The 23,560-nt window shown below is 76.1% G+C and carries 24 protein-coding genes, 1 pseudogene and 1 riboswitch; of the genes and pseudogenes, 8 read left to right on the forward strand and 17 right to left on the reverse strand.

What is annotated here, in order from left to right:
- Positions 1 to 40 precede the first annotated feature (40 nt).
- The 12 genes from EDF38_RS03455 to EDF38_RS16025 form a co-directional block, all read right to left on the reverse strand.
- A complete protein-coding gene (locus EDF38_RS03455; RefSeq protein ID WP_123353999.1) occupies positions 41 to 1,141 on the reverse strand; it encodes an alpha/beta fold hydrolase in 1,101 nt (366 codons plus the stop codon).
- A gap of 2 nt (positions 1,142 to 1,143) precedes the next feature.
- Complete coding sequence (locus EDF38_RS03460) at positions 1,144 to 1,491, reverse strand: VOC family protein (protein ID WP_123354000.1); 348 nt, start codon at positions 1,489 to 1,491, stop codon at positions 1,144 to 1,146.
- A gap of 63 nt (positions 1,492 to 1,554) precedes the next feature.
- Entirely contained in the window at positions 1,555 to 2,841 is a 1,287-nt protein-coding gene (locus EDF38_RS03465) for a M18 family aminopeptidase (protein WP_123354001.1), read from the reverse strand.
- A 37-nt stretch (positions 2,842 to 2,878) separates the two neighbouring features.
- Positions 2,879 to 3,268: a hypothetical protein gene (locus tag EDF38_RS03470; protein ID WP_123354002.1), complete on the reverse strand. Its 390-nt coding sequence runs from the start codon at positions 3,266 to 3,268 to the stop codon at positions 2,879 to 2,881.
- 66 nt (positions 3,269 to 3,334) lie between these two features.
- Positions 3,335 to 4,282, reverse strand: coding sequence for a DNA-3-methyladenine glycosylase (locus EDF38_RS03475; RefSeq protein WP_199734562.1), 948 nt, complete (start codon positions 4,280 to 4,282; stop codon positions 3,335 to 3,337).
- Entirely contained in the window at positions 4,279 to 4,869 is a 591-nt protein-coding gene (locus tag EDF38_RS03480) for a DNA-3-methyladenine glycosylase I (protein WP_123354003.1), read from the reverse strand. The genes EDF38_RS03475 and EDF38_RS03480 overlap by 4 nt, the downstream gene beginning before the upstream one ends.
- Positions 4,866 to 5,441: a methylated-DNA--[protein]-cysteine S-methyltransferase gene (locus EDF38_RS03485; RefSeq protein WP_233572336.1), complete on the reverse strand. Its 576-nt coding sequence runs from the start codon at positions 5,439 to 5,441 to the stop codon at positions 4,866 to 4,868. Before EDF38_RS03485 ends, EDF38_RS03480 begins: the two co-directional genes overlap by 4 nt.
- A 68-nt stretch (positions 5,442 to 5,509) precedes the next feature.
- Positions 5,510 to 5,977: an RNA polymerase sigma factor gene (locus tag EDF38_RS03490; RefSeq protein WP_123354004.1), complete on the reverse strand. Its 468-nt coding sequence runs from the start codon at positions 5,975 to 5,977 to the stop codon at positions 5,510 to 5,512.
- A gap of 291 nt (positions 5,978 to 6,268) precedes the next feature.
- Complete coding sequence (locus EDF38_RS03495; protein WP_123354005.1) at positions 6,269 to 6,547, reverse strand: acylphosphatase; 279 nt, start codon at positions 6,545 to 6,547, stop codon at positions 6,269 to 6,271.
- 161 nt (positions 6,548 to 6,708) lie between these two features.
- Positions 6,709 to 7,920 carry an alcohol dehydrogenase catalytic domain-containing protein gene (locus EDF38_RS03500; protein ID WP_123354006.1) on the reverse strand — a complete coding sequence of 404 codons (1,212 nt, stop codon included), beginning with the start codon at positions 7,918 to 7,920 and terminating at the stop codon, positions 6,709 to 6,711.
- 218 nt (positions 7,921 to 8,138) lie between these two features.
- Positions 8,139 to 10,484: a collagen binding domain-containing protein gene (locus EDF38_RS03505; protein WP_123354007.1), complete on the reverse strand. Its 2,346-nt coding sequence runs from the start codon at positions 10,482 to 10,484 to the stop codon at positions 8,139 to 8,141.
- A gap of 230 nt (positions 10,485 to 10,714) precedes the next feature.
- On the reverse strand, positions 10,715 to 10,852 hold the full coding sequence (locus EDF38_RS16025) for a hypothetical protein (protein ID WP_199734564.1): 138 nt from the start codon (positions 10,850 to 10,852) through the stop codon (positions 10,715 to 10,717).
- Positions 10,853 to 10,960: 108 nt separating this feature from the next.
- Here EDF38_RS16025 and EDF38_RS03510 point away from each other — a divergent pair, with 108 nt between their 5' ends.
- Together EDF38_RS03510 and EDF38_RS03515 are read left to right on the forward strand one after the other, a co-directional pair.
- On the forward strand, positions 10,961 to 12,139 hold the full coding sequence (locus EDF38_RS03510; RefSeq protein WP_123354008.1) for a winged helix DNA-binding domain-containing protein: 1,179 nt from the start codon (positions 10,961 to 10,963) through the stop codon (positions 12,137 to 12,139).
- Between the two features lie 71 nt (positions 12,140 to 12,210).
- Entirely contained in the window at positions 12,211 to 12,807 is a 597-nt protein-coding gene (locus tag EDF38_RS03515) for a thermonuclease family protein (protein WP_123354009.1), read from the forward strand.
- Here EDF38_RS03515 and EDF38_RS03520 read toward each other — a convergent pair.
- Positions 12,732 to 14,927: an MMPL family transporter gene (locus tag EDF38_RS03520; RefSeq protein WP_199734566.1), complete on the reverse strand. Its 2,196-nt coding sequence runs from the start codon at positions 14,925 to 14,927 to the stop codon at positions 12,732 to 12,734. The two genes, EDF38_RS03515 and EDF38_RS03520, sit on opposite strands and share 76 nt — an antisense overlap.
- A 115-nt stretch (positions 14,928 to 15,042) precedes the next feature.
- Between EDF38_RS03520 and EDF38_RS03525 the strand changes: the two genes are divergently transcribed.
- The 6 genes and pseudogenes from EDF38_RS03525 (at position 15,043) to ribH (ending at position 20,068) form a co-directional block, all read left to right on the forward strand.
- Positions 15,043 to 15,606 carry a MarR family winged helix-turn-helix transcriptional regulator gene (locus EDF38_RS03525; protein ID WP_123354010.1) on the forward strand — a complete coding sequence of 188 codons (564 nt, stop codon included), beginning with the start codon at positions 15,043 to 15,045 and terminating at the stop codon, positions 15,604 to 15,606.
- 9 nt (positions 15,607 to 15,615) lie between these two features.
- The gene (locus tag EDF38_RS03530; protein WP_123354011.1) at positions 15,616 to 17,040 is read left to right on the forward strand and encodes an L-serine ammonia-lyase; all 1,425 of its coding nucleotides are present in this window, start codon (positions 15,616 to 15,618) and stop codon (positions 17,038 to 17,040) included.
- Between the two features lie 87 nt (positions 17,041 to 17,127).
- Positions 17,128 to 17,823, forward strand: a complete 696-nt coding sequence (locus EDF38_RS03535; protein WP_123354012.1) for a pentapeptide repeat-containing protein — start codon at positions 17,128 to 17,130, stop codon at positions 17,821 to 17,823.
- Positions 17,824 to 17,875: 52 nt separating this feature from the next.
- Positions 17,876 to 18,011, forward strand: a riboswitch (FMN riboswitch).
- A gap of 160 nt (positions 18,012 to 18,171) precedes the next feature.
- Positions 18,172 to 18,798, forward strand: a complete 627-nt coding sequence (locus EDF38_RS03540; RefSeq protein ID WP_123354013.1) for a riboflavin synthase — start codon at positions 18,172 to 18,174, stop codon at positions 18,796 to 18,798.
- Positions 18,795 to 19,395 (forward strand): annotated as a pseudogene (gene ribB, locus EDF38_RS03545) (3,4-dihydroxy-2-butanone-4-phosphate synthase); the annotation flags it as partial. The gene EDF38_RS03540 and the pseudogene ribB, both read left to right, overlap by 4 nt.
- A 187-nt stretch (positions 19,396 to 19,582) precedes the next feature.
- Positions 19,583 to 20,068: a 6,7-dimethyl-8-ribityllumazine synthase gene (ribH, locus tag EDF38_RS03550; RefSeq protein WP_123354014.1), complete on the forward strand. Its 486-nt coding sequence runs from the start codon at positions 19,583 to 19,585 to the stop codon at positions 20,066 to 20,068.
- Here ribH and EDF38_RS03555 read toward each other — a convergent pair.
- From EDF38_RS03555 to EDF38_RS03570, 4 genes are all read right to left on the reverse strand, one after another.
- Positions 20,065 to 20,889 (reverse strand): dienelactone hydrolase family protein, encoded by an 825-nt coding sequence (locus tag EDF38_RS03555; protein WP_123354015.1) that lies wholly within the window; start codon positions 20,887 to 20,889, stop codon positions 20,065 to 20,067. The two genes, ribH and EDF38_RS03555, sit on opposite strands and share 4 nt — an antisense overlap.
- Before the next feature lie 47 nt (positions 20,890 to 20,936).
- On the reverse strand, positions 20,937 to 21,494 hold the full coding sequence (locus EDF38_RS03560) for a TetR family transcriptional regulator (RefSeq protein ID WP_123354016.1): 558 nt from the start codon (positions 21,492 to 21,494) through the stop codon (positions 20,937 to 20,939).
- 86 nt (positions 21,495 to 21,580) lie between these two features.
- On the reverse strand, positions 21,581 to 22,072 hold the full coding sequence (locus EDF38_RS03565) for a GNAT family N-acetyltransferase (protein WP_123354017.1): 492 nt from the start codon (positions 22,070 to 22,072) through the stop codon (positions 21,581 to 21,583).
- A gap of 84 nt (positions 22,073 to 22,156) precedes the next feature.
- Positions 22,157 to 23,551, reverse strand: a complete 1,395-nt coding sequence (locus EDF38_RS03570) for a serine hydrolase (RefSeq protein ID WP_123354018.1) — start codon at positions 23,549 to 23,551, stop codon at positions 22,157 to 22,159.
- Between the last annotated feature and the right edge of the window lie 9 nt (positions 23,552 to 23,560).

A 23,560-nucleotide genomic window follows, 5' to 3' on the forward strand; every position in this document is an offset into this window, starting at 1 on the left:
GAGGCGCGGGTCGGCCCCCGCGGACCGGCCGCCGGGCCCGTCAGCGGCCGGTGTCGTCCTCGGCGTCGGCGATCGCGTCGGAGTCTCCCGCGTCGCCCTCGTCGTCGCGGTGCGCGCGCCGGAACGCGGACTCCATCGCCTCGGCGTGGTCGGTCTTCGCCGCGGCCAGCGCCTCGTCGTCGCCGCGGAGGATGGCCGCCCCCTCGCGGAGCGTCGCCCCGAGGGCCGCGGCGCTGTCGGCGAGCGTCGGGTCGAAGTCGTCGCGCTCGTTGCCGTTGCCGGCGTCACCGTAGCGGTGCACGACGGGGGTGCCGCCCGCCGGGTCGAGCGGCTGCTCGGCGTGCTCGACGCAGAGGCGGGCGACCTCCTCGGCGTGGGCGTGCATGACGGAGTGGGCGGCGCCCGGCATCTCCCAGAGGCGGGACGCGGGCAGGAGCCGGCCCACCCGCTCGACCCACGAGCGCGGGGCCACGGCGTCGTGCTCGCCGCGGATGACGAGGGTGTCGGCCTGCACGTGGGGGAGGGCGTCCTCGATGCGGTACGTCATCATCTTCGGCAGCACCTGCACGAACCAGTGGACGCCGCAGATCAGGTACGCCCGCACGGCGAGCACCTTGACGCGCCCGGGCTCGTGCCAGGCGGCGCGGAGGAACCGGCTGCCGGCCCGCCAGACGCTCCGCAGCGTCGGGTCGACGACGGGCCCGATGAGCACGAGCGTCGAGATGTCGGGTCGACGGGCGGCGAGGTCGGTGACGATCTGCGTGCCCATCGAGTGGCCGACGACGACGGGGTCGACGAGGCCGAGGTCGTCGATGACCGCGGCCACCAGGTCGGCGAACTGCCGGATCTCGAGCGCCGACCCCGGGTGCGGCACGCCGGCGAAGCCGGGCAGGTCGAGGGCGTGCACCGGGCCGAACTCGTTGAGGTTCGGGGCCAGGCGCTCGAAGTAGTCGGACGAGACGCCGATGCCCGGCACGAGCACGAACGGGCGCTCGCCGGTCGTGCCGATGGTCGAGACGCGCACGTACAGGTCGCCGCGGTGCACCCGCTGCACGGCGACCCGGGTCGACGACTCGTCGCGGCCGCGACGCGGGGCCGAGCTGCGCCTCCTCGTGCTGCGGTCGTCGGTGCTCCGAGCCACGGTCAGCCGGCCAGCGTGTAGAGGCTGAGCAGGTTGCCGTCGGGGTCGGGGAAGTCGACCACGTCGATCACCCCGGGCACGTGGACGACCTCGGGCACGGCGACGCCGAGGTCGACGAGGCGCTCGCGCTCGGCCCGCACGTCGTCGACGCCGAGGCGGAGCACGGCCGTGGCCGAGCCGGTGGGCAGCTCTTCGCCGAGCTGCAGCCAGCAGCCGCCGAGGTCGTACTCGACGATGCCCTCGACGGGCTCGGCCTCGGGCGAGTCGATCTCGAGCACCGACTCGTACCAGCAGCGGGCCGCCACGAGGTCGCTCACCGAGAGCCCGACGGTCACGCTGCTGATCTGCATCGTCCGAGTGTGGCAGGCCCGGAGGCGGCTCGTCCCGCTGCCACGCCCGGCCGGGCCCCGTCGCTAGTCGGTCGGCGCCAGGAAGGCCGCCGCCGCGCGAGCCAGGTACGCCGGGTCGTCGACGCCGCAGAGCTCGCGCGCCGAGTGCATGCTCAGCAGCGGGATGCCGACGTCGACCGTCCGGATGCCGAGCCGCGTGGCGGTGATCGGGCCGATCGTCGAGCCGCACGGCACCGCGTTGTTCGAGACGAACTCCTGGTACGGGACGTCGGCCTGGGCGCAGGCACGCGCCCACTCGGCCGCCCCGGGCCCGTCGGTCGCGTAGCGCTGCTTGGCGTTGATCTTGAGCAGCGGGCCGCGGTTCACGACCGGCTGGTTCACCGGGTCGTGCCGCTCGGGGTAGTTCGGGTGCACGGCGTGGCCGGCGTCGGCCGAGAGGCACCACGAGCCGGCGATCGCGCGGATGCGCTCTGTCTCGCCGCCGCCGAGGCCCGCCGTCACGCGGGTCACGACGTCGGCGAGCATCGGGCCGGCCGCGCCGGACGGGGTCTCGGAGCCCACCTCTTCGTGGTCGAACGCGGCGAAGACGGCGACGTGGTCGAGGGCGGTGCCCGAGGCGGCGACGTCGAGCAGCGCCGTCAGTCCCGCGTGCGTCGACGACAGGTTGTCCATGCGCCCGGCCGCGAACAGGTCGCCGTCGAATCCGATCACCGCGGGAGGCGCGGTGTCGGCCACCGAGACGTCGTACCCGGCCACGTCGTCGGCCGCGATCCCGGCGAGGGCCGCGAGCCGGGCGAGCACGTCGGCCCCCTCGACGGGCCCGACCCCGACGACGGGGTGGAGGTGCCGCTGCGGGTCGAGGACGAGCCCCTCGCCGTTCACGGCCCGGTCGAGGTGGATCGCCAGCTGAGGGAAGCGCAGCACCGGGCCGGTGCGGACGAGGTGCACCGCGCCTCCGCGCGTGACGAGGCGACCGGCGAACTCGAGGTCGCGGTCGAGCCAGGAGTTGAGGAGGGGCCCGCCGTAGACCTCGACGCCGGCCTGCAGCCAGCCTCGCGAGCCGGTGGTCGGCTTCGGCTTGAGCTTGAAGCCGGGGGAGTCGGTGTGTGCGCCGACGATGCGGTACGGGGTCGTCGGGCCTGCGCCCTCGGGCTGGATCCAGGCGATCACGGCGCCGTCGCGGACGACGTAGCGGCGACCCGGGCCGGTCGGCCACGCCTCGGTCTCGACCAGGCGCTCGAACCCGGCGTCGTCGAGGCGCCGGGCGGCCTCGGCCGCGGCGTGGAACGAAGAGGGGGAGGCCGAGATGAACGAGGCGAAGTCGTCGAGGTGTGCGCGCGAGGAGGTCATCCCGACCAGCATGCCACCCGACCGGCGCGGCAGCCGGTCAGCGGCCGGAGCTGCCGTGCGAGCGGGCGCCGACCTCGGGGCCGGTCTCGCCGCGGGCCTGCTCCTCGTCGGCGGTCAGCGCCGCCGTGGGCTCGCCCGAGATGCCGGCCGGGTTGACGGCGACGTAGTCGTCCTCGCCGGACGTCGGGCCGCCGAGCGACCGGGTCACGTCGCCGTCGGGGCTCGCGTCTCCCGCTGCCGTGTCGTCGCCCGCGGCTGCTCCCTGGGTGTCGGTGGGGGCGTCGTCGCCGCGCTCGGCGGCCGTGCCCGTGCCGTCGGTGCGCGGGCCGTCGGCCTCGTGGGTCGCGAGGGCCGCGGCCTCGACGGCGTCCTCCGACACCGTGTTCGGCTCGGCGGGCGTCGCGCGGGGGTCGTGGGGCTCGGTCACGGGGTGCTCCTGTCGTCGGTGCGTCCGACGGTAGCCGCCCGGGGCCTGCCCGGCCCGCCGGCGGCGTCAGGCCGTGACGAGGGCGCCGGCCCAGAGCTGGAACAGGGCGTACGCGCGGTGGGGGGCCCACGCCTCCCCGGCGGCCTCCGCCTCGCGCGCCGTGACGCCCCCGAGCACGCGCCGGAGGACGAGGTCGCCGCTCGGCCACGCGTCGCGGTCGCCGAGCGCGCGGATCGCCAGGTACTCGACGGTCCACGGGCCGATCCCGCGGACCGCGTGCAGCCGGCGGCGGATGTCGGCGTGGTCGCCCTCGGGGTCGACCACGAGCCCGTCGACCGCGGCGGCGGCGAGGGCGGAGACGGTGAGGCCCCGCGATCCGGTGACGCCGATCGCGGCTCGGAGCTCGGCGACGTCGGCCCCCGCGACGACCTCCGCCCGCGGGAACCGCGTGAGGCCGGTGCCGGGCACGGGCGTGCCGTAGGCGGCGACGAGCTTGCCGGTGAAGGTGCGGGCCGCCGCGAGCGAGACCTGCTGCCCGAGCACGGTGGTCACCGCCGTCTCGAAGCCGTCGGGGCTGCCGGTGAGGCGGATGCCGGGCCGGGCGCGGACGAGCGGCCCGAGCACGGGGTCGTCGCCGAGCGCGGCCTGCACGGCCTCGACGTCGGCGTCGAGGTCGAGCCACCGGCGGACGACTGCGGCCAGCCGGTCGCGGTCGTCGGGGTCCAGGTCGACCCCGTCGGCGGGGCGCACCTCGACGGCGACGGCCCCCTCGTCGAGCACGACGTCGACGCGGACGAGGCGCGGCGGGGCATCCGCACCTGCGCCCGCGCCCGGGTCCGCGCCCGCGCCTCCGGTGCCGAGGTCGACGAGCCGGCCGTGGCGCCGCGCGGCGACGTCGGTCTGCTCGGCGAGCGGCGTGCTGTGGGCGGCGAGGATGCCGATCGCGTGCGCCACGTCGTACGGGCCGTCCACGGGGAGGACGAACCGGTCGGCGGCGCGCTCGGGACCGCTCACGCCCACACGCCCGACGACCCGCGTCGGTGGCTGTCGAGCAGGTGGGTGTCGACGATGCCGACGGCCTCCATGAGGGCGTGCATGGTGGTCGGGCCGACGAAGCGGAACCCCTCGGCCTTGAGGCGCCGCGACAGCGCGACGCTCTCGGGCGACGTCGTCGGGACCTCGGCCATGGTCGTCGGTCTCGGCGTCTCGGCCGGGCGGGAGGCCCAGACCAGCTCGACCAGGCCGCCGCGCGCCCGGAGGTCGACCGTGGCGCGCGCGTTCGCGATCGTCGCGTCGATCTTCAGCCGGTTCCGGACGATGCCGGCGTCGGCCAGCAGCCGGGCACGGTCGTCGTCGTCGAACGCGGCGACGACGTCGGGGTCGAACCCCGCGAACGCCTCGCGGAACGCCGGGCGCTTGCGGAGGATCGTCGCCCACGACAGCCCCGACTGGAAGGCCTCGAGGCTGAGCCGCTCGAACAGCCCGCGCTCGTCGCGCACCGGCAGGCCCCACTCGGTGTCGTAGTAGTCGCGCAGCATCGGGTCGACGCTCGCCCAGGCCGGGCGGGCGAGGCCGTCGGGTCCGACGACGACGTCGCTCACGAGTGGGCCTCGAGGGCGATGAGGAGGGCCTTCGCCGCCTCGCCGCCGCGGTACCGACCGGCCGTGCCGTCGCTGCGCACCACGCGGTGGCAGGGCACGACGAGCGGCAGCGGGTTCGTCGCGCAGGCGGTGCCCACGGCCCGGACCGCCCGGGGGCTGCCGGCCGCGAGGGCGACCGCGCCGTAGCTGGCGGTCTCGCCGTAGGGGATCTCGCGGAGGTGCGTGAGCACCGTCCGCTGGAAGCCGGTCGAGAGGCGTCGGTCGAGCGTCACGTCGAAGGTGCGCCGGCGGCCGGCGAAGTACTCGTCGAGCTCGGCGGCCACGCGGTCGAGCCGCGCGGGGGCCCGCAGCACCCGGGGGCTCACGGCGACGGCGAGGCGGTCGAGCACGGCCTCGTGCCCCTCGACGTCGAAGGCGACCCGCACGAGCCCCGCCTCGGTGGCGGCGAGCAGCAGCGGGCCGACGGGCGAGTCGACCGTCCGCCAGGCGACGTCGAGCACGCCCTCGGCCTCGGCGCGGTCGGCGAGGCGCGATCGGAGGGCGTCGAGCGTGGCCGCCTCGGCGGCGGTCACGGCGACCGTCCCGCCCGCCTCGGGAACGGCCCCGCCCACCTCGGGGCCGGCGCCGATCTCGGGGCCGGTCACGAGGTCAGCCTCGTCCGCAGCGCGGCGATCCCGTCCGACGACGCGCGGCGCACCGCGGCGCTGCTGCGTCCCGTGGCGGCGGCGACCTCGTCGTGGCTCAGGCCCTCGAGGTGGTGCGCGACGACGGCCGCCCGCTGGCGGTCGGGCAGGGCCCGCACCGCCGTCAGCAGCTCGTCGTCGCGGGCGAGCACCTCGTCGAAGGACGGGCCGGCGGGCGGCTCGGGGAGGACCTCGACGGGCACGGCGCGACGTCGGTCGCCCCGCACCACGTCGACGGCCTTGCGTCGGGCGACGGTCACGAGCCACGCCTCCAGGTCGGTGTCGGGGTCGAGCGAGGGCCAGGCCAGGAGGGCCGAGAGGAAGGTCTCCGACCAGGCGTCGTCGGCGTCGGCCGGGCGGAGGATCGACCGGCAGACGCGGAGCACGGTGGCCCCGTGCCGGTCGACGACCCGGTCGAAGGGCATCTTCGCTCCTGGGCCCACGCTGTCCTCCTCACCTCGGCCGGTGCCGGTCATCCTGTAGACGCCCGCCGGGCCCCGGATGTGAGGTCGAGCCTGCGATCCGACCTCGCGACCTCGGGCCGCTCGGACGAGCGGGTGTCCGGTCCCGGCCGGGCTGGTAGATTCGAGGTGCATCCTCCCATGGATGCCACCGGCTCGGTCCGGGGTCTCCACGCTGTCGGGTGCGTGCGAGCACCCGGGCCGGGCCTTCTCCCGCCGGGCCCTCTCCCGCAGGGCCCGTGTCGGCCCCGGCGCTCAGTGCCGGGTCTCGAACCCCGCCTCGCCCGTGGGCACGAGCTGCTCCACGTCGACCGAGTCGACGTGCGCGCCGTCGGGCCCGACCCGGAGCCACGCGAGCAGGGCCTCGACCTCGTCGGGGGTGCCCTCCGCCTCGACCTCGACCCCGCCGTCGGCGAGGTTCCGCACCGAGCCGGCGACGCCGAGTCGATCGGCCTCGCCCTCGGTCGAGAACCGGAACCCCACGCCCTGCACCCGCCCGCGCACGAGGGCGCGCCGCCTGATCACGTCGTCCATGCGCCCGACCGTACCCGCGCCTCCCCGGCTCCGGTGCGGGCGTGCCGCACCCCCGGAGCCGCGCTGCACCGTCAGGACTCAGGGTGCAGCGCCGGATCGGGGGTGCAACGCGCGCGCGGGAGGCGCGGTGTCCGGACCCTGCGCCTCCTCCTGGCCTCGCCTCAGGCGCCGGTGGTGAGCTCCACCTTCAGCCAGCCCGCCTCGCGGCGATCGAAGGCCTCGTAGGCGGCGATCGCGTCGCCGAGCGGCTCCTGCTCGGTGATGAGCGCCGTCGGGTCGAACAGCCCCGCGGCGACGCGCTCGATGAGCGGCGGCGTCACCGAGTGGTGGTCGCAGTTGCCCATGCGGATCGTGAGGTTCTTGAGCATGGCGGCGCCGATCGGGTACGTCTCGACGGTGGGCGAGTAGACGCCGATGATGCCGATGCGGCCGTACTTCGCGACCATCTCGACGGCCCAGCGAGCGGCCTGCGAGGGGGCGTCGCCGGGCACCCACAGGTCGTCCTGCGGCGCCGCGTCAGGCGCCACCTGCTCGACCTCGGCCTCGAAGCCGGCCTTCTCGTCGTCGTCCGGCGCGGCCGGTCCGTGCGCGGCGTGCTCGGCGTCGACACCGACCGCGTCGATGACGGCGTCGACCCCGACGCCGCCGGTGAGCCGCTTCACGACCTCGACCGGGTCCTCGGCATTGAAGTCGACGACCTCGGCGTTCTGGGCGAGGGCGGCCGCGAGGCGGTCCTCGTGGCCGTCGATCGCGATGACGCGCGAGGCGCCCTGCTGGAAGGCCGACGCGATCGCGAACTGGCCGACGACGCCGGCGCCCAGGACGGCGACGACGTCGCCTCGACGGACGCCGGCGAGCTCGGCGCCGAACCAGCCGGTGGGGTAGATGTCGCTGAGCAGGATCGCCTGGTCGTCGCTGACCGTGTCGGGCAGCGGGTGGAGCGTGTTGCGGGCCCAGGGCACGCGGACCAGCTCGGCCTGCAGCCCGTCGATCGGGCCGGTCGAGGCGGGACCGCCGAAGAACGCGGTGCCGGCGTCGGGGCCGTTCGCGTTCGCCTGGTCGCACTGGGCTGTCTGGCCCTGCCGGCAGTAGCGGCACTCGCCGCACGAGACCGTGCTGTTGACGACCACCCGGTCGCCGGGACTGAACCCGCGGACCGCCGAGCCGACCTCGGCGACGACGCCGACGGCCTCGTGGCCGAGGATCGTGCCCTCCTCCATCGGTGCCATCGTGCCTCGGACGAAGTGGAGGTCGGTGCCGCAGATCGCGCTGCGGGTGATGCGGACGATCGCGTCGTTCGGGTCCTGGATGGTGGGCTCGGCGACCTCGTCGAGACGGATGTCTCCGATGCCGTGCCAGACGACTGCCTTCATGGGTACCTCCTGCGGTGCCGGTCGGGGCGCCGACGGTGGCGCCGACGCACCGTGGACGGTAGGCCGAGCGGAGCGGTGGCTTCCCGCCGAGTCGGCTCCGCGTCCGGGGTACGCCGGGGTCTCGGAGAACGCGCCGCACCCCCGGACCCGCGCTGCACCGTCAGGACTCGGGGTGCAGCGCCGGACCGGGGGTGCGGCGCGAGCGCGGGAGGCGCGGGTCAGTCGCCGGGGCCCGCGGGCTCCTCGAGGCGGTGGCGTCGCCGCACGACGCCACGGGCCACCAGGGCGCCGACGCCGAGCAGCAGCAGGCCCGCGCCGAGACCGAGCGGCAGCGCCACGTCGGAGCCGGTGAAGGCGAGGCCGGGCGTCGGCGCGGCCGGGGCGGGTGCCGGGGCGACGGGCGCACCGGGGTCGCCGGGCAGCGGCGCCGGGACACCCGGGTCGGACGGCGAGGGCGAGGGCACGCCCGGGTCCGCAGCGAGGTCGACGACGAGCGTGCCGAGCGACGTGTCCGCGTCACCGGTCCTGAACGCGATCGCGGTGTCGGTGTCCCCGTCGACGACGAGGAGGTAGTCGGTGTCGGGTTCGAGGCCGTCGACGAGGAACGCGCCGTCGGTGTCGGTGGTGTCGGTGGCGACGGGGGTGTCGCCGTCGAGGGGCAGCACGGCGACGGGCGTCTCCGCGATGGGGTCGCCGTCGGCGTCGACGAGGGTGCCGCCGACGGAGACGGTGTCGGGCGCGACGACGGCGGGGGTGACCTCGCCGAGGTCGGTGTCGCCGTCGCCGGTGGTGAAGGCGATCGCTGTGTCGGCGTCCCCGTCGACGACGAGGAGGTAGTCGGTGTCGGGCTCGAGGCCGTCGATGACGAACGAGCCGTCGGCGTCGGTGGTGTCGGTGGCGACGGGGGTGTCGCCGTCGACGGGCAGCACGGCCACGGGCGTCTCCGCGAGCGGGTCGCCCTCGGCGTCCACGAGCGTGCCCCCGACGGAGACGGACTCGGCCGCGGGGACGGCGAGCTCGAGCGGCACCGACGGCTCACCGACGGCCGGCGTCGTGAACGGGACGGGCGCCTCCGCCTGCTCGTCGACGACGATGACGTAGTCGGTCTCGGGCAGCAGGCCCGGCACCTCGAAGGCACCGGTCTCGTCGGTCACGACGGTGATCGTCTCGCCGGTGGGCAGCGCCTCGGGGTCGGCCGGGTCGACCGCGACGACGTCGAGGGTCGCGTCGGCGGCCGGGGTGCCGTCGGGCTCGGTGATCGTGCCCGTCACGTCGACCGTCGCGAGCGGGGCCGGGACGGGCGTGATGAGGGCCTGAGGGATCGTGCCGCCGCCGTTCGGCGTGAACCGGCTGAGCTCCTCGTCCGTGTCGGTGCGCTCGAGGACGACGCGCGTGTCGGCGTCGAGGCCGGGGAAGGCGAACGTGCCGTCGTCGGCCGTCGTCGTCTCGCCCTCGAGCGTGCCGTCGGCCTCGCTGACGAGCTGGAGCGGGACCCCGGCGACGGGCGTGCCGTCGGTGTCGAGGATCGTGCCCTCGACCGAGACCGTGGCCGGCGCGACGTCGTCGGGGAAGGCGAAGTCGGCCACGCCGTCGGCGGACGAGAGGTCGACGGTGACGGGCACGGCCGCGTCGGTGCCCTCGGGGGCCTCGATCGTCGCCACGTAGCCGGGTGCAGCCGTCAGGGCGGGCACGGCGTAGCCGCCGTCGGCGCCCGTGGTGGTCGTCGCGACGACGGTGCCGGACGCGTCGCGGACGGTGACGAGCGCACCCGGGAAGGGCGCGCCTCCCACGGTCGCGGTGCCCGTGAGCCCGAAGGTCGTCGTGGCGAACCAGGTCTGGTAGACGGGGAAGCCCGCTCGCTGCTGGAACGTGAAGGTCAGCGACGAGAGCGGCGTCGTCGGGCTGAACCACGCGGCGGCGCCCTCGGTGTCGGCCGCGGCGGCGTTGCCGACGAGGGTCGAGGTCGCGGCGTCCCAGGTGGGCTGGTCGCCGACGCCGGCCGAGTCGCACGAGGGCGTGCCGGCGCCCTGGCAGTAGTTGTACGTGCCCCGGAACCTCAGGGCGGAGGCCGGCACGGCCGCACCGTCGGCGCCCGTCGCGGTCACGGTCACCTGGTCGGCGTCGACGTCGCCGAGGACGAACGACCAGCCGGAGGCGAGGGTCGGCGTGGCGAAGGAGTACGTCGTCACCGAGGCGGCGGCCGCCGTCGGGCTGTCCTGCGCCGGGCGGAGGTTGAGGTAGGGGAGGCCGCGGCTCGAGCCGTGCTGCGCGCCGGGCGGGGTGGACGCGGCCTGCCACGTGCTCGACCCGCTGGGGATCGTGGCCTGGCGCGAGGTCGACGTGAACGTGGTGGCCGGGAACCCGCCGGGCAGGGTCATCGTGCCGGTGTAGGCGCGGGCGCTGCCCGTGGCGGTGAAGGTGCCCCACGAGCCTCCCTGGGCCGCGGAGGCGCTGGTCACGCCCCCGAGGGCGAGCGCGAGGGCGACGACCCCGGTGGTGGCGACGGCTCCGAGCCGGCGGAGGTGGCGACGCGTGCCCTGGGGCGCGACGGTGGACGTGGACATGGCCTGCCTTCCCGCGGTCGGCCCCCTGATGGGCTCCCCGTGCGGCGAGGCTATCCGGAGGAGTGCTCATCTGTCACCAGGCTCGTCGTCCCGGGGGACAGACCTGTCCGCAGCACGCAAGACCACGTCGGGCGAGCTCCCCGCTCACGACAGCGGCACCGCGGCCCGGCTGCGTCTGCAGGGGGTGCGGTGCCGCGTCACGGCCCGAGGCCGCCGTCGAACGGAGCGCGCTAGCGCTTCTTGACGTTCGAGACGATGTCCTCCGAGTGCGAGGCCGTGTCGTGCTTCGCCTTCTTGTCAGCGCGCTTCTCCTTGAGGCTGCGCACCGCCGTCTTCGCTGTTCCCTTTTTCGCCGATTTCTCTGCCATGGTGGTGCCTCCGTCACCGGACCACGATGGGCCGGTGGGCGGAGCTTACGGCGCGACGACGCTGCTGTCTGCCCCGCCGCGGGTCTTCACGGCTCCTACACTGCGGGGATGGCCAGCAGCGCCGCCCCGTCACCGTCCGACGACGTCGCCCGCGCCCGGCTCGCGGCTCAGGGCATCAGCGGCTCGGCGGGCTCGACCGTGGCCGAGACGGCCGCCGCGATGCTCGCCACGCAGGCGCAGGACCTCCCCGCCGCGACCTGGGCCCTCGCGCTCCGCACCCGCGGCGAGACCGAGGCCCCGACGGCGACGGCGGCCGACGTCTCCGCGGCCTTCGCCCGCCGCGAGGTCGTCCGCAGCTGGCCGGCCCGCGGCACGCTCATGATCACGGCCGCCGACGACGTCCGCTGGCTCACCGGCCTCCTCGCCCCCCGGGCCGCGGCCGCCGCCCGGGGCACCTGGCGTCGTGCGGGGCTCGAGCCGCGGCACTTCGCGACGGCGAGGGACGCGGTGGTCCGGGCGCTCGCCGGCGGCCGGCTCGTCTCGCGAGCGGACCTGCTCGCCGCCGTCGGTCGGGCCGGCGTCGACACGGGCTCGGAGCGCGGCTCGCACCTGCTGCGCTGGCTGTCGGGCGAGCGGGTGATCGTGCTCGGCGCTCCGCGCGGCACCGAGCAGACCGTCGCGCTCCTCGACGACTGGCTGCCGGACGCTCGTCGCCTCGACGACCGCGACGAGGCGCTCGGCGAGCTGGCGCGGCGGTGGCTCGCGCACCGGTCGCCCGCCACGGTGCGCGACCTCGCCTGGTGGAGCGGGCTGACCCTCACCGACGTCCGCCGGGCCGTCGAGATCACGGCCGACGTCGACGTGACGGAAGCGGGCGACGTCGAGTGGCTCGACCGGCGGGCCGCCGGCGGGGCACCGGCAGGCACCGCCCGGGGAGGCGACCCGCCCGCCCGGGGCGACCTGCGCCTCCTGCCGCCCTTCGACGAGCTGCTGCTCGGGTACGCCGACCGCGGCGCGAGCCTCGACCCGGCCGACAAGGCGCGTCTCGTGCCGTCGTCGAACGGCGGGTTCCGGCCCGCGATCGTCGTGGACGGCCGCGTGGTCGGCACGTGGCGGCGCACCCTCACCCGACGCACTGTCACGGTCGAGCTCGACCCGTGGGTACCGTTGGTCGCGGGTCAGCGGGCACGGCTGCAGGAGCGGCAGGCCGAGTACGCCCGCCATCTCGGCCGGGAGCTCGTCCGCCCGGACGGCTCGGCCCCCGACGAGGCCGACGCCCTCGGCTGACCACGCCCGCCCCGCCCCGCCCCCAGCCCCGCCCAGCCCCGCCCAGCCCCGCCCCGCACCCCGAGGACCTGATGCCCCAGAACGCCGCCCGCCGCGCCCCCCGTGCCCGCAGCCGACGCCGCCAGCTCGTCGGGCTCGTCGTCGTGGTCGTCGGCGCGGTCGTCGTGATCGCGTTCCCGCAGCTGCTCGACCGGGGCGGCGCGGCCGGGAGCGGCGCCGCCGCCGTCCCCGCCGCGGTCCCCGAGGGCGCCGCGGAGGCCACGGTCGACCGCGTCGTCGACGGCGACACGGTCATCGTGCTGCTCGCCGACGGCGGCGACCGCGAGCGCGTCCGCCTGATCGGCGTCGACACGCCCGAGACGGTCCGGCCCGGCGCCCCGGTCGACTGCTTCGGCCCCGAGGCCAGCGCCTTCACGACGACGAGCCTGCCCGTCGGGTCGACCGTCTGGCTCGAGGCCGACGCCTCGCAGGGCGACGCCGACCGCTACGACCGCCTGCTGCGCTACGTCTGGACCGCGGGAGGCGCGCTCCTGAACGAGGACCTCGTCGCCCAGGGCTACGGCCGGGAGGACACCTACGACGCCGAGTACCGCTACCGCGACGACTTCGTGGCCGCCGAGGCCGCCGCTCGCTCGGACGGCGACGGGCTCTGGGGCGCCTGCGCCTGACCCTCGCCGGCACCGGCACCGGCACCGGCACCGGCACCGGCACCGGCACCCGCGCCGCGCCCCGCCCGGCTCGGCCACCAGAAGGCGTCCCCGACGACGAAGACGAGCGCCGGCACGAGCACGGTCCGCACGACGAGCGTGTCGAGCAGCACGCCGATGCAGACGACGACGCCGACCTGGGTCAGCGCGACGACCGGCAGCACGCCGAGCACCGCGAAGACCGCGGCGAGCAGCACCCCGGCGCTCGTGATGACGCCGCCCGTCGACGACAGCGCCCGCACCATGCCCTCGCGGGTGCCGTGCCGGAGGCGTTCCTCCCGCGCCCGGGTGGTGAGGAAGATGTTGTAGTCCACGCCGAGCGCGACGAGGAAGAGGAAGGCGTAGAGCGTCACGCTCGTGTCGAGGGCGTCGAAGCCCAGCACGTGGCGGAAGAGCCACGTCGACGCCCCGAGGCTCGCGGCGAAGGTCGCGAGCACCGACGCGATGAGCAGCACCGGGGCGACGAGCGAGCGCAGCAGCAGCGCGAGGATCGCGAAGACGATCGCCAGGATGATCGGCGCGATCAGGCGCAGGTCGGCCGCCGCCGCCGTGCGCTCGTCGTACGCCGTCGCGTCCCCGCCGCCGACGAGCGCGTCGGACACCGCGCCTCCGGCACCGGCGTAGGCGTCGCGGAGGGCCTGGACGGTCGCGGAGGCCGCGTCGCTCTCGGGCTCGGCGTCCAGCTGCACGTCGACGCGGGTGAGGCCGTCCGCCTGCTCGCCGGCCGTGGCGGAGGCGACGCCGTCGACGCCCTCGGCGACCGACACGGCGTCGGCCGTCGCCGTGTCGGGCACGAGCACGGTGGTCGTGCTCGTGAGGCCCGCCGAGAACGACTCGTCGATCACGGCCTGCGCGGTGACCGACTCCGGGTCGCCCAGCAGCTGGTCGGTCTGCGACAGCCCGACGGCGTAGCCGCCGAGACCGAGGCAGAGCACGCCGACGCCCGCGGCCGCCGCGACCGCGACCCGGGCGGGTCGGCGCTGCACGCCGCGACCGAGGCGCTCCCAGGCGCCCGGTCGCCGCGCGGCGTGGCCGTGCGGCCCCGGGGACGACGAGGAGGCGCGGGGCACGAAGGGCCAGAACAGCCCCCGACCGCAGACCACGAGCGCGGCCGGCAGCACGACGAGCGCGGACGCGATCGCGACGACGACCCCGATCGCGCAGGCGAATCCCAGGGCCCGGTTGCCGGCGAGCGACGCGAGCAGGAGGGTCGCGAGGCTGAGGGCGACGGTGCCGCCGCTGGCGGCGATGGCCGGGCCCGCGCTCCGGACGGCCGTGCGCATGGCGACGTCGCGGTCGTCGACGTGCAGCAGCTCCTCGCGGTAGCGGGCCACGAGCAGCAGGGCGTAGTTCGTGCCCGCGCCGAAGACGAGCACCGAGAGGATGCCCGAGATCGAGGCGTCGACCGGCACGTCGGCCGCCGAGGCGAGGGCCGAGACGACGACGCGCGCGAGCCCGTCGGCGACCCCCACGACGACGAGAGGGACGATCCAGAGCACCGGGCTGCGGTAGGTGACGATGAGCAGCACGGCCACGACGAGCACCGTCACGAGCAGCAGGCGCAGGTCGGCGCCGGCGAAGGCGTTCGAGACGTCGTCCTGGAAGCCGACCGGGCCCGTGAGCGCGGCGGTCAGGCCGTCGGGGAGGCCCGCCGAGGCGGCGTCGCGGAGGCTCGTCGCCACCCCGTCGAGGTCGGCGTCGACGTCGGCGGCCGAGAGCGGCACGGCGACGAGGGCCGCGGCGCCGTCGTCGCTGACCTGGGGCCGGACGGCCTCGGGCGTCGTCGAGAGCGCCGCCAGGGCCTCGGAGCGGGAGGAGATCGAGGCGAGGTCGTCGGCGGACAGCTCCGCGCCTCCTCGGCTCCAGACCAGGACGCCGGCCGTGGCGTCGGCCGAGGGGAAGTCGTCGAGGAGGGCCTGGACCTGGGCCGACTGGCTCGTGTCGGGAAGGCCCGAGGCCGGGAAGGCGTCGTCGTCGTCCGAGGGCAGCAGGGCGAACAGGAGGGCGACCACGACGAGGGTGCCGCCGAGGACGGCCCACGACGATCGGCGGCCGCTGACGAGACGGGCGAGTGCACGCATGGTTGTTCCTTCAGATCGTTGATGTCTTAGCTGCTAAGACTATGTCACGGACGCCCAGCCGTGTCCGCGAAGATCGTGAGATGCACGCACGACGGCGCGTGCCGGAGGAGGAGCGATGACCCAGGCCGACCCGACGTCCGCCCGTCCTGCGTCGTCCGCGCGCCCCAGGTCGCCGGCCCGCTCGGGCCTCCGCCGCGACATCGTCGCCTCCATGCAGCAGCTCACGACCGACTCGCAGCGCGTCGCTCAGGCGTTCGCCGCCGAGCAGGGCCTCGGCCACATCGACCTCGAGGCCCTGCTGCACGTCATGCAGGCCGAGGAGAGGGGCGACCCCGTCACGTCCGGCAGGCTCGGCGAGCTGCTCGGCGTGACCTCGGGCGCCGCGACCGGCGTCATCGACCGCCTCGAGCGCTCGGGGCACGTGCACCGCGGCCGCGACGAGGCCGACCGGCGGCGGGTGCTCGTCCGCTACTCGCCGGGTGCCCGGGCCGTCGCGGGACGCTTCTTCGGGCCCCTGGGCGCCCTCACCGACGACGTCATGGCCGACTTCGGGCCGGACGAGCTCGAGACGGTGCGGCGCTTCCTCGACCGGATGTCCGGGGCGATGGGCGACCACGCGCGGCGCACCGCGGCGGGGGCCCGCGAGCCCGCGGCCGAGGCCGCCCCGCCCGCGAGGTAGCCTCGGGGGATGACCGACCACGTCTCGGCGCTCGACCTCTTCTCGATCGGCATCGGCCCCTCCAGCTCCCACACGGTCGGCCCCATGCGTGCCGCCCGCCGCTCCGTCGAGGCGGTGCGCGACGCCGGTCGGCTCGCCGACGTGGTGCGCGTGCAGGCCGTGCTCTACGGGTCCCTCGCCGCGACCGGCCTCGGCCACGGCACGCCGTCCGCGGTGCTCGCCGGCCTCGCGGGCATGGACCCCGAGACGTGCGACCCGCACGTCGTCTCGTCGATGCAGGAGTCGGTCGAGCGCGGCGGCGGCCTCCGGCTGCTGGGCGCGCACCAGGTCGCCTTCGGCGCGGGCGACCTCCGCATGGCCCCGCTGACGCGCATGCCCCGCCACCCGAACGCGATGAGCGTCGAGCTGTTCGACGCGGCCGGCGAGAGCCTCGGCCGCGACGTGTGGTTCTCCATCGGGGGCGGCTTCGTCGTCCGCGACGGCGACGACGAGCACGCCGTGCCCGCGGCCGAGGCGCCGTTCGCGTTCACCGACGCCGACGACCTCCTCAGGCTCTGCGACGTCGAGGGCGTCGGCGTCGCCGAGCTCGCCTGGCGCAACGAGGTCGCGGTGCACGGCGCCGAGGCGGCCGCCGCGGGGCTGCGATCGCGGTGGGACGCGATGGAGGCGTGCGTCGACGCGGGCCTCGCCACCGCCGGCGTCCTCCCCGGCTGGATGAAGGTGCCGAGGCGGGCCCGCCAGATCGCCGAGATGCTCGGCGAGCAGGAGGCGCGGGCGACCGCCTTCGCCATCGGCGGCTCCGCGGTCGACCAGGGGCGCGCCTCCTCGCTGCTCACCTCCGACCTGCCCGCGCAGTGGCTGCAGGCCTACGCCATGGCCGTCAACGAGGAGAACGCGGGCGGCGGGCGCGTCGTCACCGCGCCGACGAACGGGGCCGCGGGCATCATCCCCGCCGTCGGCTACTACGCGATGCGCTTCCACGGGGTGTCCCGGGAAGAGCTCGCCCACGACTACCTGCTGACCGCCGCGGCGATCGGCTCGCTCTACAAGCGCAACGCCTCGATCTCGGGCGCCGAGGCCGGCTGCCAGGGCGAGGTCGGGTCGGCCGCGTCGATGGCCGCGGGGGCCCTCACGGCCGTGCTCGGCGGGACTCCGCGCCAGGTCGAGAACGCCGCCGAGATCGCGATGGAGCACCACCTCGGCCTCACCTGCGACCCCGTCGGCGGGTTCGTGCAGGTGCCGTGCATCGAGCGCAACGCGATCGCGTCGGGCACCGCGGTCGCCGCGACCCGCATGGCCCTGCTCGGCGACGGCAGCCACGTCGTCAGCCTCGACGCCGTCATCGAGACGATGCGCCAGACCGGGCGCGACATGAAGGACAGCTACAAGGAGACGAGCCGCGCCGGCCTCGCCGTCAACGTCATCGAGTGCTGACGCGGTCCCGGGCCGCGGGCCGGGCCTGAGACCCCGACCCGACGAGGAGGCGCGGCGAGCGTCGGGGGCCGCCGCTACCCTCGTCGCATGACGCCCGCCCGCCGCCCCTCCGCCCGCTCCGTCGCCCGCAGCGGGGGCGGCACCGACGCCCCGCGGCTCGACCCGGTCGACCCGACGGGCCTCGTCGACATGGGCGCCGACCTGCTCGGCGCCCGCGACGACCGCGAGCTCGAGCGCTTCGTCGACGCCGACCTGACCGACCGCGACCTCGAGGGGACGACCCTCCGCGAGTGCGTGCTCGAGCGGCCGCGGCTCGGCGGCGCGCGCCTCCGCGGCAGCCGGTTCGTCGAGTGCGTCGTCTCCGACTCGACGGCGCCGCAGCTGGCGGCCGCCCGCACCACCTGGCACGAGGTGCGGGTCGAGCGACCGCGGTGGGGGTCGGCCGAGCTGTGGGACGCCGACTGGCGGTCGGTGCACCTCGTCGGCGGCAAGATCGACTTCCTGAACCTCCGCGGCTCGACGCTCACCGACGTGGTCATCGAGGGGTGCAGCATCGGCGAGCTCGACCTCGGGGGCGTGCAGGCCATGCGCGTCGCCCTCGTCGACTGCCGGGTGGGCACGCTCGACGTGACGGGCGCCTCCCTCGCCCACACCGACCTGCGCACGACCGACCTCGAGCGCGTCGACGGGCTCGAGGGGCTGCGGGGCGCCACCGTCGACGGGCTGCAGCTGTCGCTGCTCGCGCCCGTGCTCGCGGCGCACCTCGGCATCGTCGTCGACTGAGCGACGCGATCCGTCGAGCACGCGGGCGCCGGTGCTAGGGTCGGCGCTGAGCAACGCGCTCCGGGGTCAGTGCAAATCTGAACCGGCGGTCACAGTCCGCGACCCGACGTCGTCCCCAGGGGCGGCGGAGGCTGAACCGGTGGGACTCCGGTACCGACGGTCACAGTCCGGATGAGAGGCAGCGCGGGCCAGGGCGACCGTCGACGGCGGGCGCGCCCCGGCTGTGCCACGACGCGTGCGTCGTTCCCCGGAGGGCCCCAGACGGCTCGGAGGAGAACGACATGACGACCACACCCGCTGCCACGTGCGCCCGCACGGCCACGCCGACGACGACCACGGGGCGCTGACGTGTTCACCGGCCTCGTGGAGGAGCTCGGCTCCGTCGTCCGGCTCGACGAGGCGGGCGACAGCGTCCGCCTGACGGTCCGCGGCCCGCTCGCCGTCGGCGACGCGGCGCACGGCGACTCGATCTCGGTCAGCGGCGTGTGCCTGACGGTCGTCGACCGCGACGGCGACGCGTTCACCGCCGACGTGATGAGGCAGACGCTCGTGATGAGCACCCTCGGCGACCTCGCCCCGGGCTCCGCCGTCAACCTCGAGCGCGCCGCCCGGGTGGGCGACCGGCTCGGCGGGCACATCGTCCAGGGCCACGTCGACGGCACGGCGACCGTCGTCGAGACCGCCGACGGCGACGCCTGGCGCCGCGTCCGGCTCACCCTCGACGACGCCCTGTCGCCCCTGCTCGTCGACAAGGGCTCCGTGACCCTGGACGGCGTCAGCCTCACCGTCAGCGCGATCAGCGAGCCGGGGGAGGCGCGGGGCTGGTTCGAGGTCAGCCTCATCCCCGAGACCCTCGCCGCCACCACCCTCGGCGCCAAGCGCGCGGGCGACCGGGTCAACGTCGAGACCGACGTCGTCGCCCGGCACGTCCGGCGCATGCTGGCGCTCGACGCCGTCGCGGCGGCCCGGCCGTGACGGCCTCCGGCCCCGCCCTCGCGTCGATCGAGACCGCACTCGACCACCTCCGCCTCGGTCGCCCGGTCGTCGTCGTCGACGACGAGTCGCGCGAGAACGAGGGCGACGTCGTCCTCTCGGCCGAGCTCGCCAGCCAGGCGTGGACCGCGTGGATGGTGCGTGTGTCGTCGGGCTTCGTCTGCGCGCCGATGACGGGCGAGATCGCCGACCGGCTCGACCTGCCGCCCATGGTGGCGCGCAACGAGGACGCCCGCGGCACGGCCTACACGGTCAGCGTCGACGCCGCGGCCGGCGTGACGACGGGCATCAGCGCCTCCGACCGCTCCCGGACCCTGCGGGTGCTGGCCGACGCCGGCTCGGTGCGGGACGACCTGCACCGGCCCGGCCACGTGCTGCCGCTCCGGGCCGTCCCCGGCGGGGTCCTCGCCCGCGACGGCCACACCGAGGCGGCCGTCGACCTCATGCTGGCGGCCGGCCTCCGACCCGTCGCGGCGATCAGCGAGATCGTCGGCGACGACGGCGAGATGATGCGCCTGCCGGGCCTGCTCGACCTGGGCGCCCGCGAGGGGGTGCCGGTCGTCACCATCGCCCAGCTCGTCGACTGGCGTCGCGAGCACGACGTCGACGGGGTCGTCACGCGCGTGCCGGCCGCGACGGCCGACGAGCCCCGTCCCGCCCGCACGGCCGCGGCGACCGACACGGCCAGCACGACCCGCACGACCAGCACGACCACCCTGACCGCGGCGACCCCCGTCGGCCGCCCCGACCCCGAAGGAGCACCCGCATGAGCGGTGAAGGCGCCCCCACCCACCTCGACGTCGACGGCGCGGGCATCCGCGTGACGATCGTCGCCGGCACCTGGCACGAGACCATCACCGACGGCCTCCTCGCGGGCGCCCTGGCGACGGTCTCCGAGCTCGGCGCCGAGGCGACGGTCGTCCGCGTGCCCGGCAGCTTCGAGCTGCCCGTGGTCGCGAAGGCCGCGCTCGAGTCGGGCGCCGACGCGGTGGTCGCCCTCGGGGTGATCATCCGTGGCGGCACCCCGCACTTCGAGTACGTCTCCGACGCGGCGACGTCGGGCCTGCTCCGCGTCACCCTCGACACGGGCAAGCCCGTCGGCTTCGGCGTGCTGACCCTCGACGACGAGCAGCAGGGCCTCGACCGGGCGGGCCTGCCCGGCTCGACGGAGGACAAGGGCGCCGAGGCCGCCCACGCCGCCGTCGCCACCGCCGTGCAGCTGCGCGAGCTGCGCCGGGTCGCGACGGCCTAGGCGAAGACCTCGTCGAGGAAGGTCGTCAGCTGCTGCCACGAGCGACGGTTCGCCGTGGCCTGGAACTGCGCGCCGTGCTCGGGCGAGTCCGTGCCGGGCACGGCGAAGGCGTGCATCGCGCCGCTGTAGCTGACGACCTGCCAGTCGGGGGCTCCCGCGGCGCGGAGCTCGTCCTCGAACGCGACGAGGTCGTCGTCGGGCACCACGGGGTCGGCCGCGCCGGTCATGACGAGCAGCGGTGCGGTGACCGCGCCCTCCTCCGCGGGCAGCGAGGTGCCCAGCCCGCCGTGGAACGACGCGACGCCCGCCACGTCGGCGCCCGACCGCGCGAGCTCGAGAGCACCCGAGCCGCCGAAGCAGTAGCCCATCACGGCGATGCGCTCGGGGTCGACGCCGGGCTCGGCACGCAGGCGCTCGAGGCTCGCGGCGAGCCGGGCGCGGAAGGCGGGGACGTCGCCGTACCAGCGACCGGCCTCGGCCGCGGCGTCCTCCGGCCCGGGCCGCACGCCCCGGCCGTAGACGTCGCCCGCCAGCGCCGTGTAGCCGAGCCGGGCGAGCATCTGCGCCCGCACCGCGACGTGGCCGACGACGCCGAACCAGTCGTGCAGCACGAGCACGGCGGGGCGCAGCGACCCGTCGGAGGCGCGCGCGGGCGTCGCCAGGTACCCCTCGAGGGCGGTGCCCCGGTCGTCGTACGCCACGGGGCCCGCCTCGACGCCGCCCGGGTCGGGCACGGTCGCGAGCAGCTCGCGCAGCTCAGGGGAGAGGTCGGCGGTCGGGTCGGTCGAGGGGGAGTCGGTCGTGGGGGAGTCGGTGCTCATGACGGCGACGCTACTCGCGGGCCCGGTGCGTCCCGTCCGACCGCCGCTCAGCCGACGAGTCGGCGGACGGCCTGCCGCACGACGTCGCAGCGGCGCTCGTGCGGCCCCGTGTGCAGGTTGGTCGCGTCGGGCGTCACGAACCAGGCGAGAACCGACCCGAAGACCATGGTCAGCAGCTCGTCGGCGTCCCACTCGGAGGGGATGTCGCCGCTCGCCTGGGCGTCGCGGACGGCGAGTCGGCGTCGCTCGAGCTGCTCGTGGTCGACCACGCCGGGGCTCGGCAGCGTCGCGCCCTCGATCTGCCCCCAGAGCAGCAGGCGGGCGTCGTCGGGGTGCGTCGCGAGGTGGTCGTAGAGGGTGCAGGCCCAGGTCGGCAGGTCGTGGGCGTCGAAGGGCACCGCGACGATCCACCGGTCGATGCTGTCGCCGAGAGCGGCGTCGAAGAGGTCGCGCTTCGTGGCGAAGTGGGCGTAGAGGCGCTCCTTGCTCGCCTCCGCCTCCCGGGCGATCGAGTCGATGCGTGCACCGGCGAGGCCTCGTGCGGCGAACTCGGCGTGTGCCGCCGCGAGGATGCGTTCGCGCGGCGGAGTGGGACGTCGGGGCATGGGGGCGAGTGTAGGGGCGTGGAGGACCGAACGTCACGGTCCGGTCGGGGATCCGTCCGACGACGCTCGCTCCGCGGCCGTCCGGGTCAGCGCCCGGCGAGGTCGCTGTGCCGGCCCGGGGCGCGCGGCGGCGCCGCGTCGACGTCGGCCGGGCGCGTCATCGGCACGTGCGGGATGCCGTCCTCGAAGAACGGCTCGCCGTCCACGACGAATCCGAAGCGCGCGTACCAGCCCTCGAGGTGCGCCTGGGCGTCGAGCCGCACGAGGCGCCCGCCGCACTCCACCAGCGCGCGGTCCATCAGCTTGGCGGCGAGGCCGCGACCGCGGGCGTGGGCGGCGGTGACGACCCGGCCGATGCGCCGGTCGGCGCCGTCGGCGAGCACGCGCACCGTCGCGAGCACGTCGCCGTCCTCCTCCGACCAGAGCAGGCGGGCCTCCGGCTCGACGTCGCGGCCGTCGAGCTCCGCGTAGGCGGCCTCCTGCTCGACGACGAAGACGTCGACCCGCAGCCGCAGGATCGCGTAGAGGGTGAGCGGCTCGATGTCGGCGACGCGGGCGGTGCGGTGCTGGACGGTCATCCCGCCAGGCTAGCCCGTGCGCACGACGAGCCCGGGCCGCCCCGGCGCCGACGACGACGTGGCCCGGGGCCCGGGCGCGCCGGGCTAGTGCGTCTCGGCCCGCACCGACACGGTCTGCACGCGCGGCGGCCGCTCGGGGGTGAGCCGGATCTCGATCCGCAGCGCCCCCCGGGCGGCGGGCAGGGTCCAGACCCGGTGCGACGGCACCGCGGACGAGCCCGTCTCGGCCCGCTCGTCGACGAGCCCGCCGAGCGCCACGATCTCGCGCTCCCAGAGGGCGCGCCGGTGCTCGAGCGGCACGTCGAGCTCGACGTTCTCGCTGAGGAGCCCCTCGGGCACCCGGCCGCCGCGCACGACGGCCTCGACGGCCCGCGCCGCGGCCAGGGTCTCGGGCCACGGCTCGGCGACGACCCGCGCCTCCGGCCGGTCGGTCATCATCCCGTCGAGCGCGAGCGAGACGGGCGCGGCGACCTGGGCGTAGGTGGCGTTCTCGAACGCGACGGCGCCGAGGCCCGTGGCGGTCTGCCAGCGCATGTGCGCCGAGAAGCCGGGGTACCCGCCCGAGTGCGAGACGACGGTGCCGTGCTCGGGGTACTGCTCGACGAAGAGCCCGAAGCCGTAGCCGCCGGGGTGCGCGCCGCGACCCGGCACGAAGCGCTGCAGCTGCTGCATCTCCCGCCGGGAGGCGCGGCTCAGCACCCCGGGCACGTCGCCTCGTCCCGCGGGGTCGAAGGCCGACGAGAGCCACCGGGCCCACCGGGCGAGGTCGGTCGTCGTGCTGAACAGCCCGCCGATCGGCGAGAAGGCGCCGGGGCCGGAGAAGGGCAGCGGCTCCCAGCCGTCGTCGACGGGGCGGTGGCCGGTCGCCACGCCGCCCGAGGCCGCGACGTCGCGCTCGAAGCCGGTGGCCGGGAGGCCGAGCGGCCCGAGGATCGTCTGCTCGACGACTTCCCGGTACGGCCGGCCGGAGGCGGAGGCGACGACGCGGCCCAGCAGCGCCCAGCCGAGGTTCGAGTACGCGAAGGCGGTGCCGGGCACGCTGTCGAAGGTCAGGCCCCGTCGCAGCAGGTCGTCGAGCTCGTCGTCGGTGAGGGACTCCTGGCGGTCGCCCCAGGGGTCGTCGGTGGGGAAGCCCGCCGACATGGTCATGAGCATCCGCACGGTGGGCACGGGAGAGTCGGCGGTGGGCAGCGCGACCTCGGCGAACGCCGGCACGAAGTCGGTGACGGGGGCGTCGAGCACGAGCCGCCCCGCGTCGCGGAGCGCCAGCAGCGCGACGGCCGTGAAGCTCTTCGTGCACGAGGCGATGCGGTACGCCGTGTGCGGGCCGGGCAGCGCGCCGTCGACCTCGCCCCGGGCCCCGTGGTGGGTGACGCCGTCGTGGTCGAAGGTGGCGAAGACGACGCTCGGGGCCCGGTGCTCCTCCTGCCTCGCGTCGAAGACCGCGTCGATGCCGGAGGTGCGGGGTGCGTCGGTCATGGTGCCTCT

Source organism: Frigoribacterium sp. PhB160, assembly GCF_003751785.1.
Taxonomy (GTDB): domain Bacteria; phylum Actinomycetota; class Actinomycetes; order Actinomycetales; family Microbacteriaceae; genus Frigoribacterium.

What these genes read in the sequence shown, in the direction of transcription:
- EDF38_RS03460 (WP_123354000.1), bottom strand. Translation starts at nt 1,491, where the DNA reads ATGCAGATCAGCAGCGTGACCGTCGGGCTCTCGGTGAGCGACCTCGTG.
- EDF38_RS03465 (WP_123354001.1), bottom strand. Translation starts at nt 2,841, where the DNA reads ATGACCTCCTCGCGCGCACACCTCGACGACTTCGCCTCGTTCATCTCG.
- EDF38_RS03490 (WP_123354004.1), bottom strand. Translation starts at nt 5,977, where the DNA reads ATGCCCTTCGACCGGGTCGTCGACCGGCACGGGGCCACCGTGCTCCGC.
- EDF38_RS03495 (WP_123354005.1), bottom strand. Translation starts at nt 6,547, where the DNA reads ATGGACGACGTGATCAGGCGGCGCGCCCTCGTGCGCGGGCGGGTGCAG.
- EDF38_RS03500 (WP_123354006.1), bottom strand. Translation starts at nt 7,920, where the DNA reads ATGAAGGCAGTCGTCTGGCACGGCATCGGAGACATCCGTCTCGACGAG.
- EDF38_RS03505 (WP_123354007.1), bottom strand. Translation starts at nt 10,484, where the DNA reads ATGTCCACGTCCACCGTCGCGCCCCAGGGCACGCGTCGCCACCTCCGC.
- EDF38_RS16025 (WP_199734564.1), bottom strand. Translation starts at nt 10,852, where the DNA reads ATGGCAGAGAAATCGGCGAAAAAGGGAACAGCGAAGACGGCGGTGCGC.
- EDF38_RS03510 (WP_123354008.1), top strand. Translation starts at nt 10,961, where the DNA reads ATGGCCAGCAGCGCCGCCCCGTCACCGTCCGACGACGTCGCCCGCGCC.
- EDF38_RS03515 (WP_123354009.1), top strand. Translation starts at nt 12,211, where the DNA reads ATGCCCCAGAACGCCGCCCGCCGCGCCCCCCGTGCCCGCAGCCGACGC.
- EDF38_RS03520 (WP_199734566.1), bottom strand. Translation starts at nt 14,927, where the DNA reads ATGCGTGCACTCGCCCGTCTCGTCAGCGGCCGCCGATCGTCGTGGGCC.
- EDF38_RS03525 (WP_123354010.1), top strand. Translation starts at nt 15,043, where the DNA reads ATGACCCAGGCCGACCCGACGTCCGCCCGTCCTGCGTCGTCCGCGCGC.
- EDF38_RS03530 (WP_123354011.1), top strand. Translation starts at nt 15,616, where the DNA reads ATGACCGACCACGTCTCGGCGCTCGACCTCTTCTCGATCGGCATCGGC.
- EDF38_RS03535 (WP_123354012.1), top strand. Translation starts at nt 17,128, where the DNA reads ATGACGCCCGCCCGCCGCCCCTCCGCCCGCTCCGTCGCCCGCAGCGGG.
- ribH (WP_123354014.1), top strand. Translation starts at nt 19,583, where the DNA reads ATGAGCGGTGAAGGCGCCCCCACCCACCTCGACGTCGACGGCGCGGGC.
- EDF38_RS03555 (WP_123354015.1), bottom strand. Translation starts at nt 20,889, where the DNA reads ATGAGCACCGACTCCCCCACGACCGACTCCCCCTCGACCGACCCGACC.
- EDF38_RS03560 (WP_123354016.1), bottom strand. Translation starts at nt 21,494, where the DNA reads ATGCCCCGACGTCCCACTCCGCCGCGCGAACGCATCCTCGCGGCGGCA.
- EDF38_RS03565 (WP_123354017.1), bottom strand. Translation starts at nt 22,072, where the DNA reads ATGACCGTCCAGCACCGCACCGCCCGCGTCGCCGACATCGAGCCGCTC.
- EDF38_RS03570 (WP_123354018.1), bottom strand. Translation starts at nt 23,551, where the DNA reads ATGACCGACGCACCCCGCACCTCCGGCATCGACGCGGTCTTCGACGCG.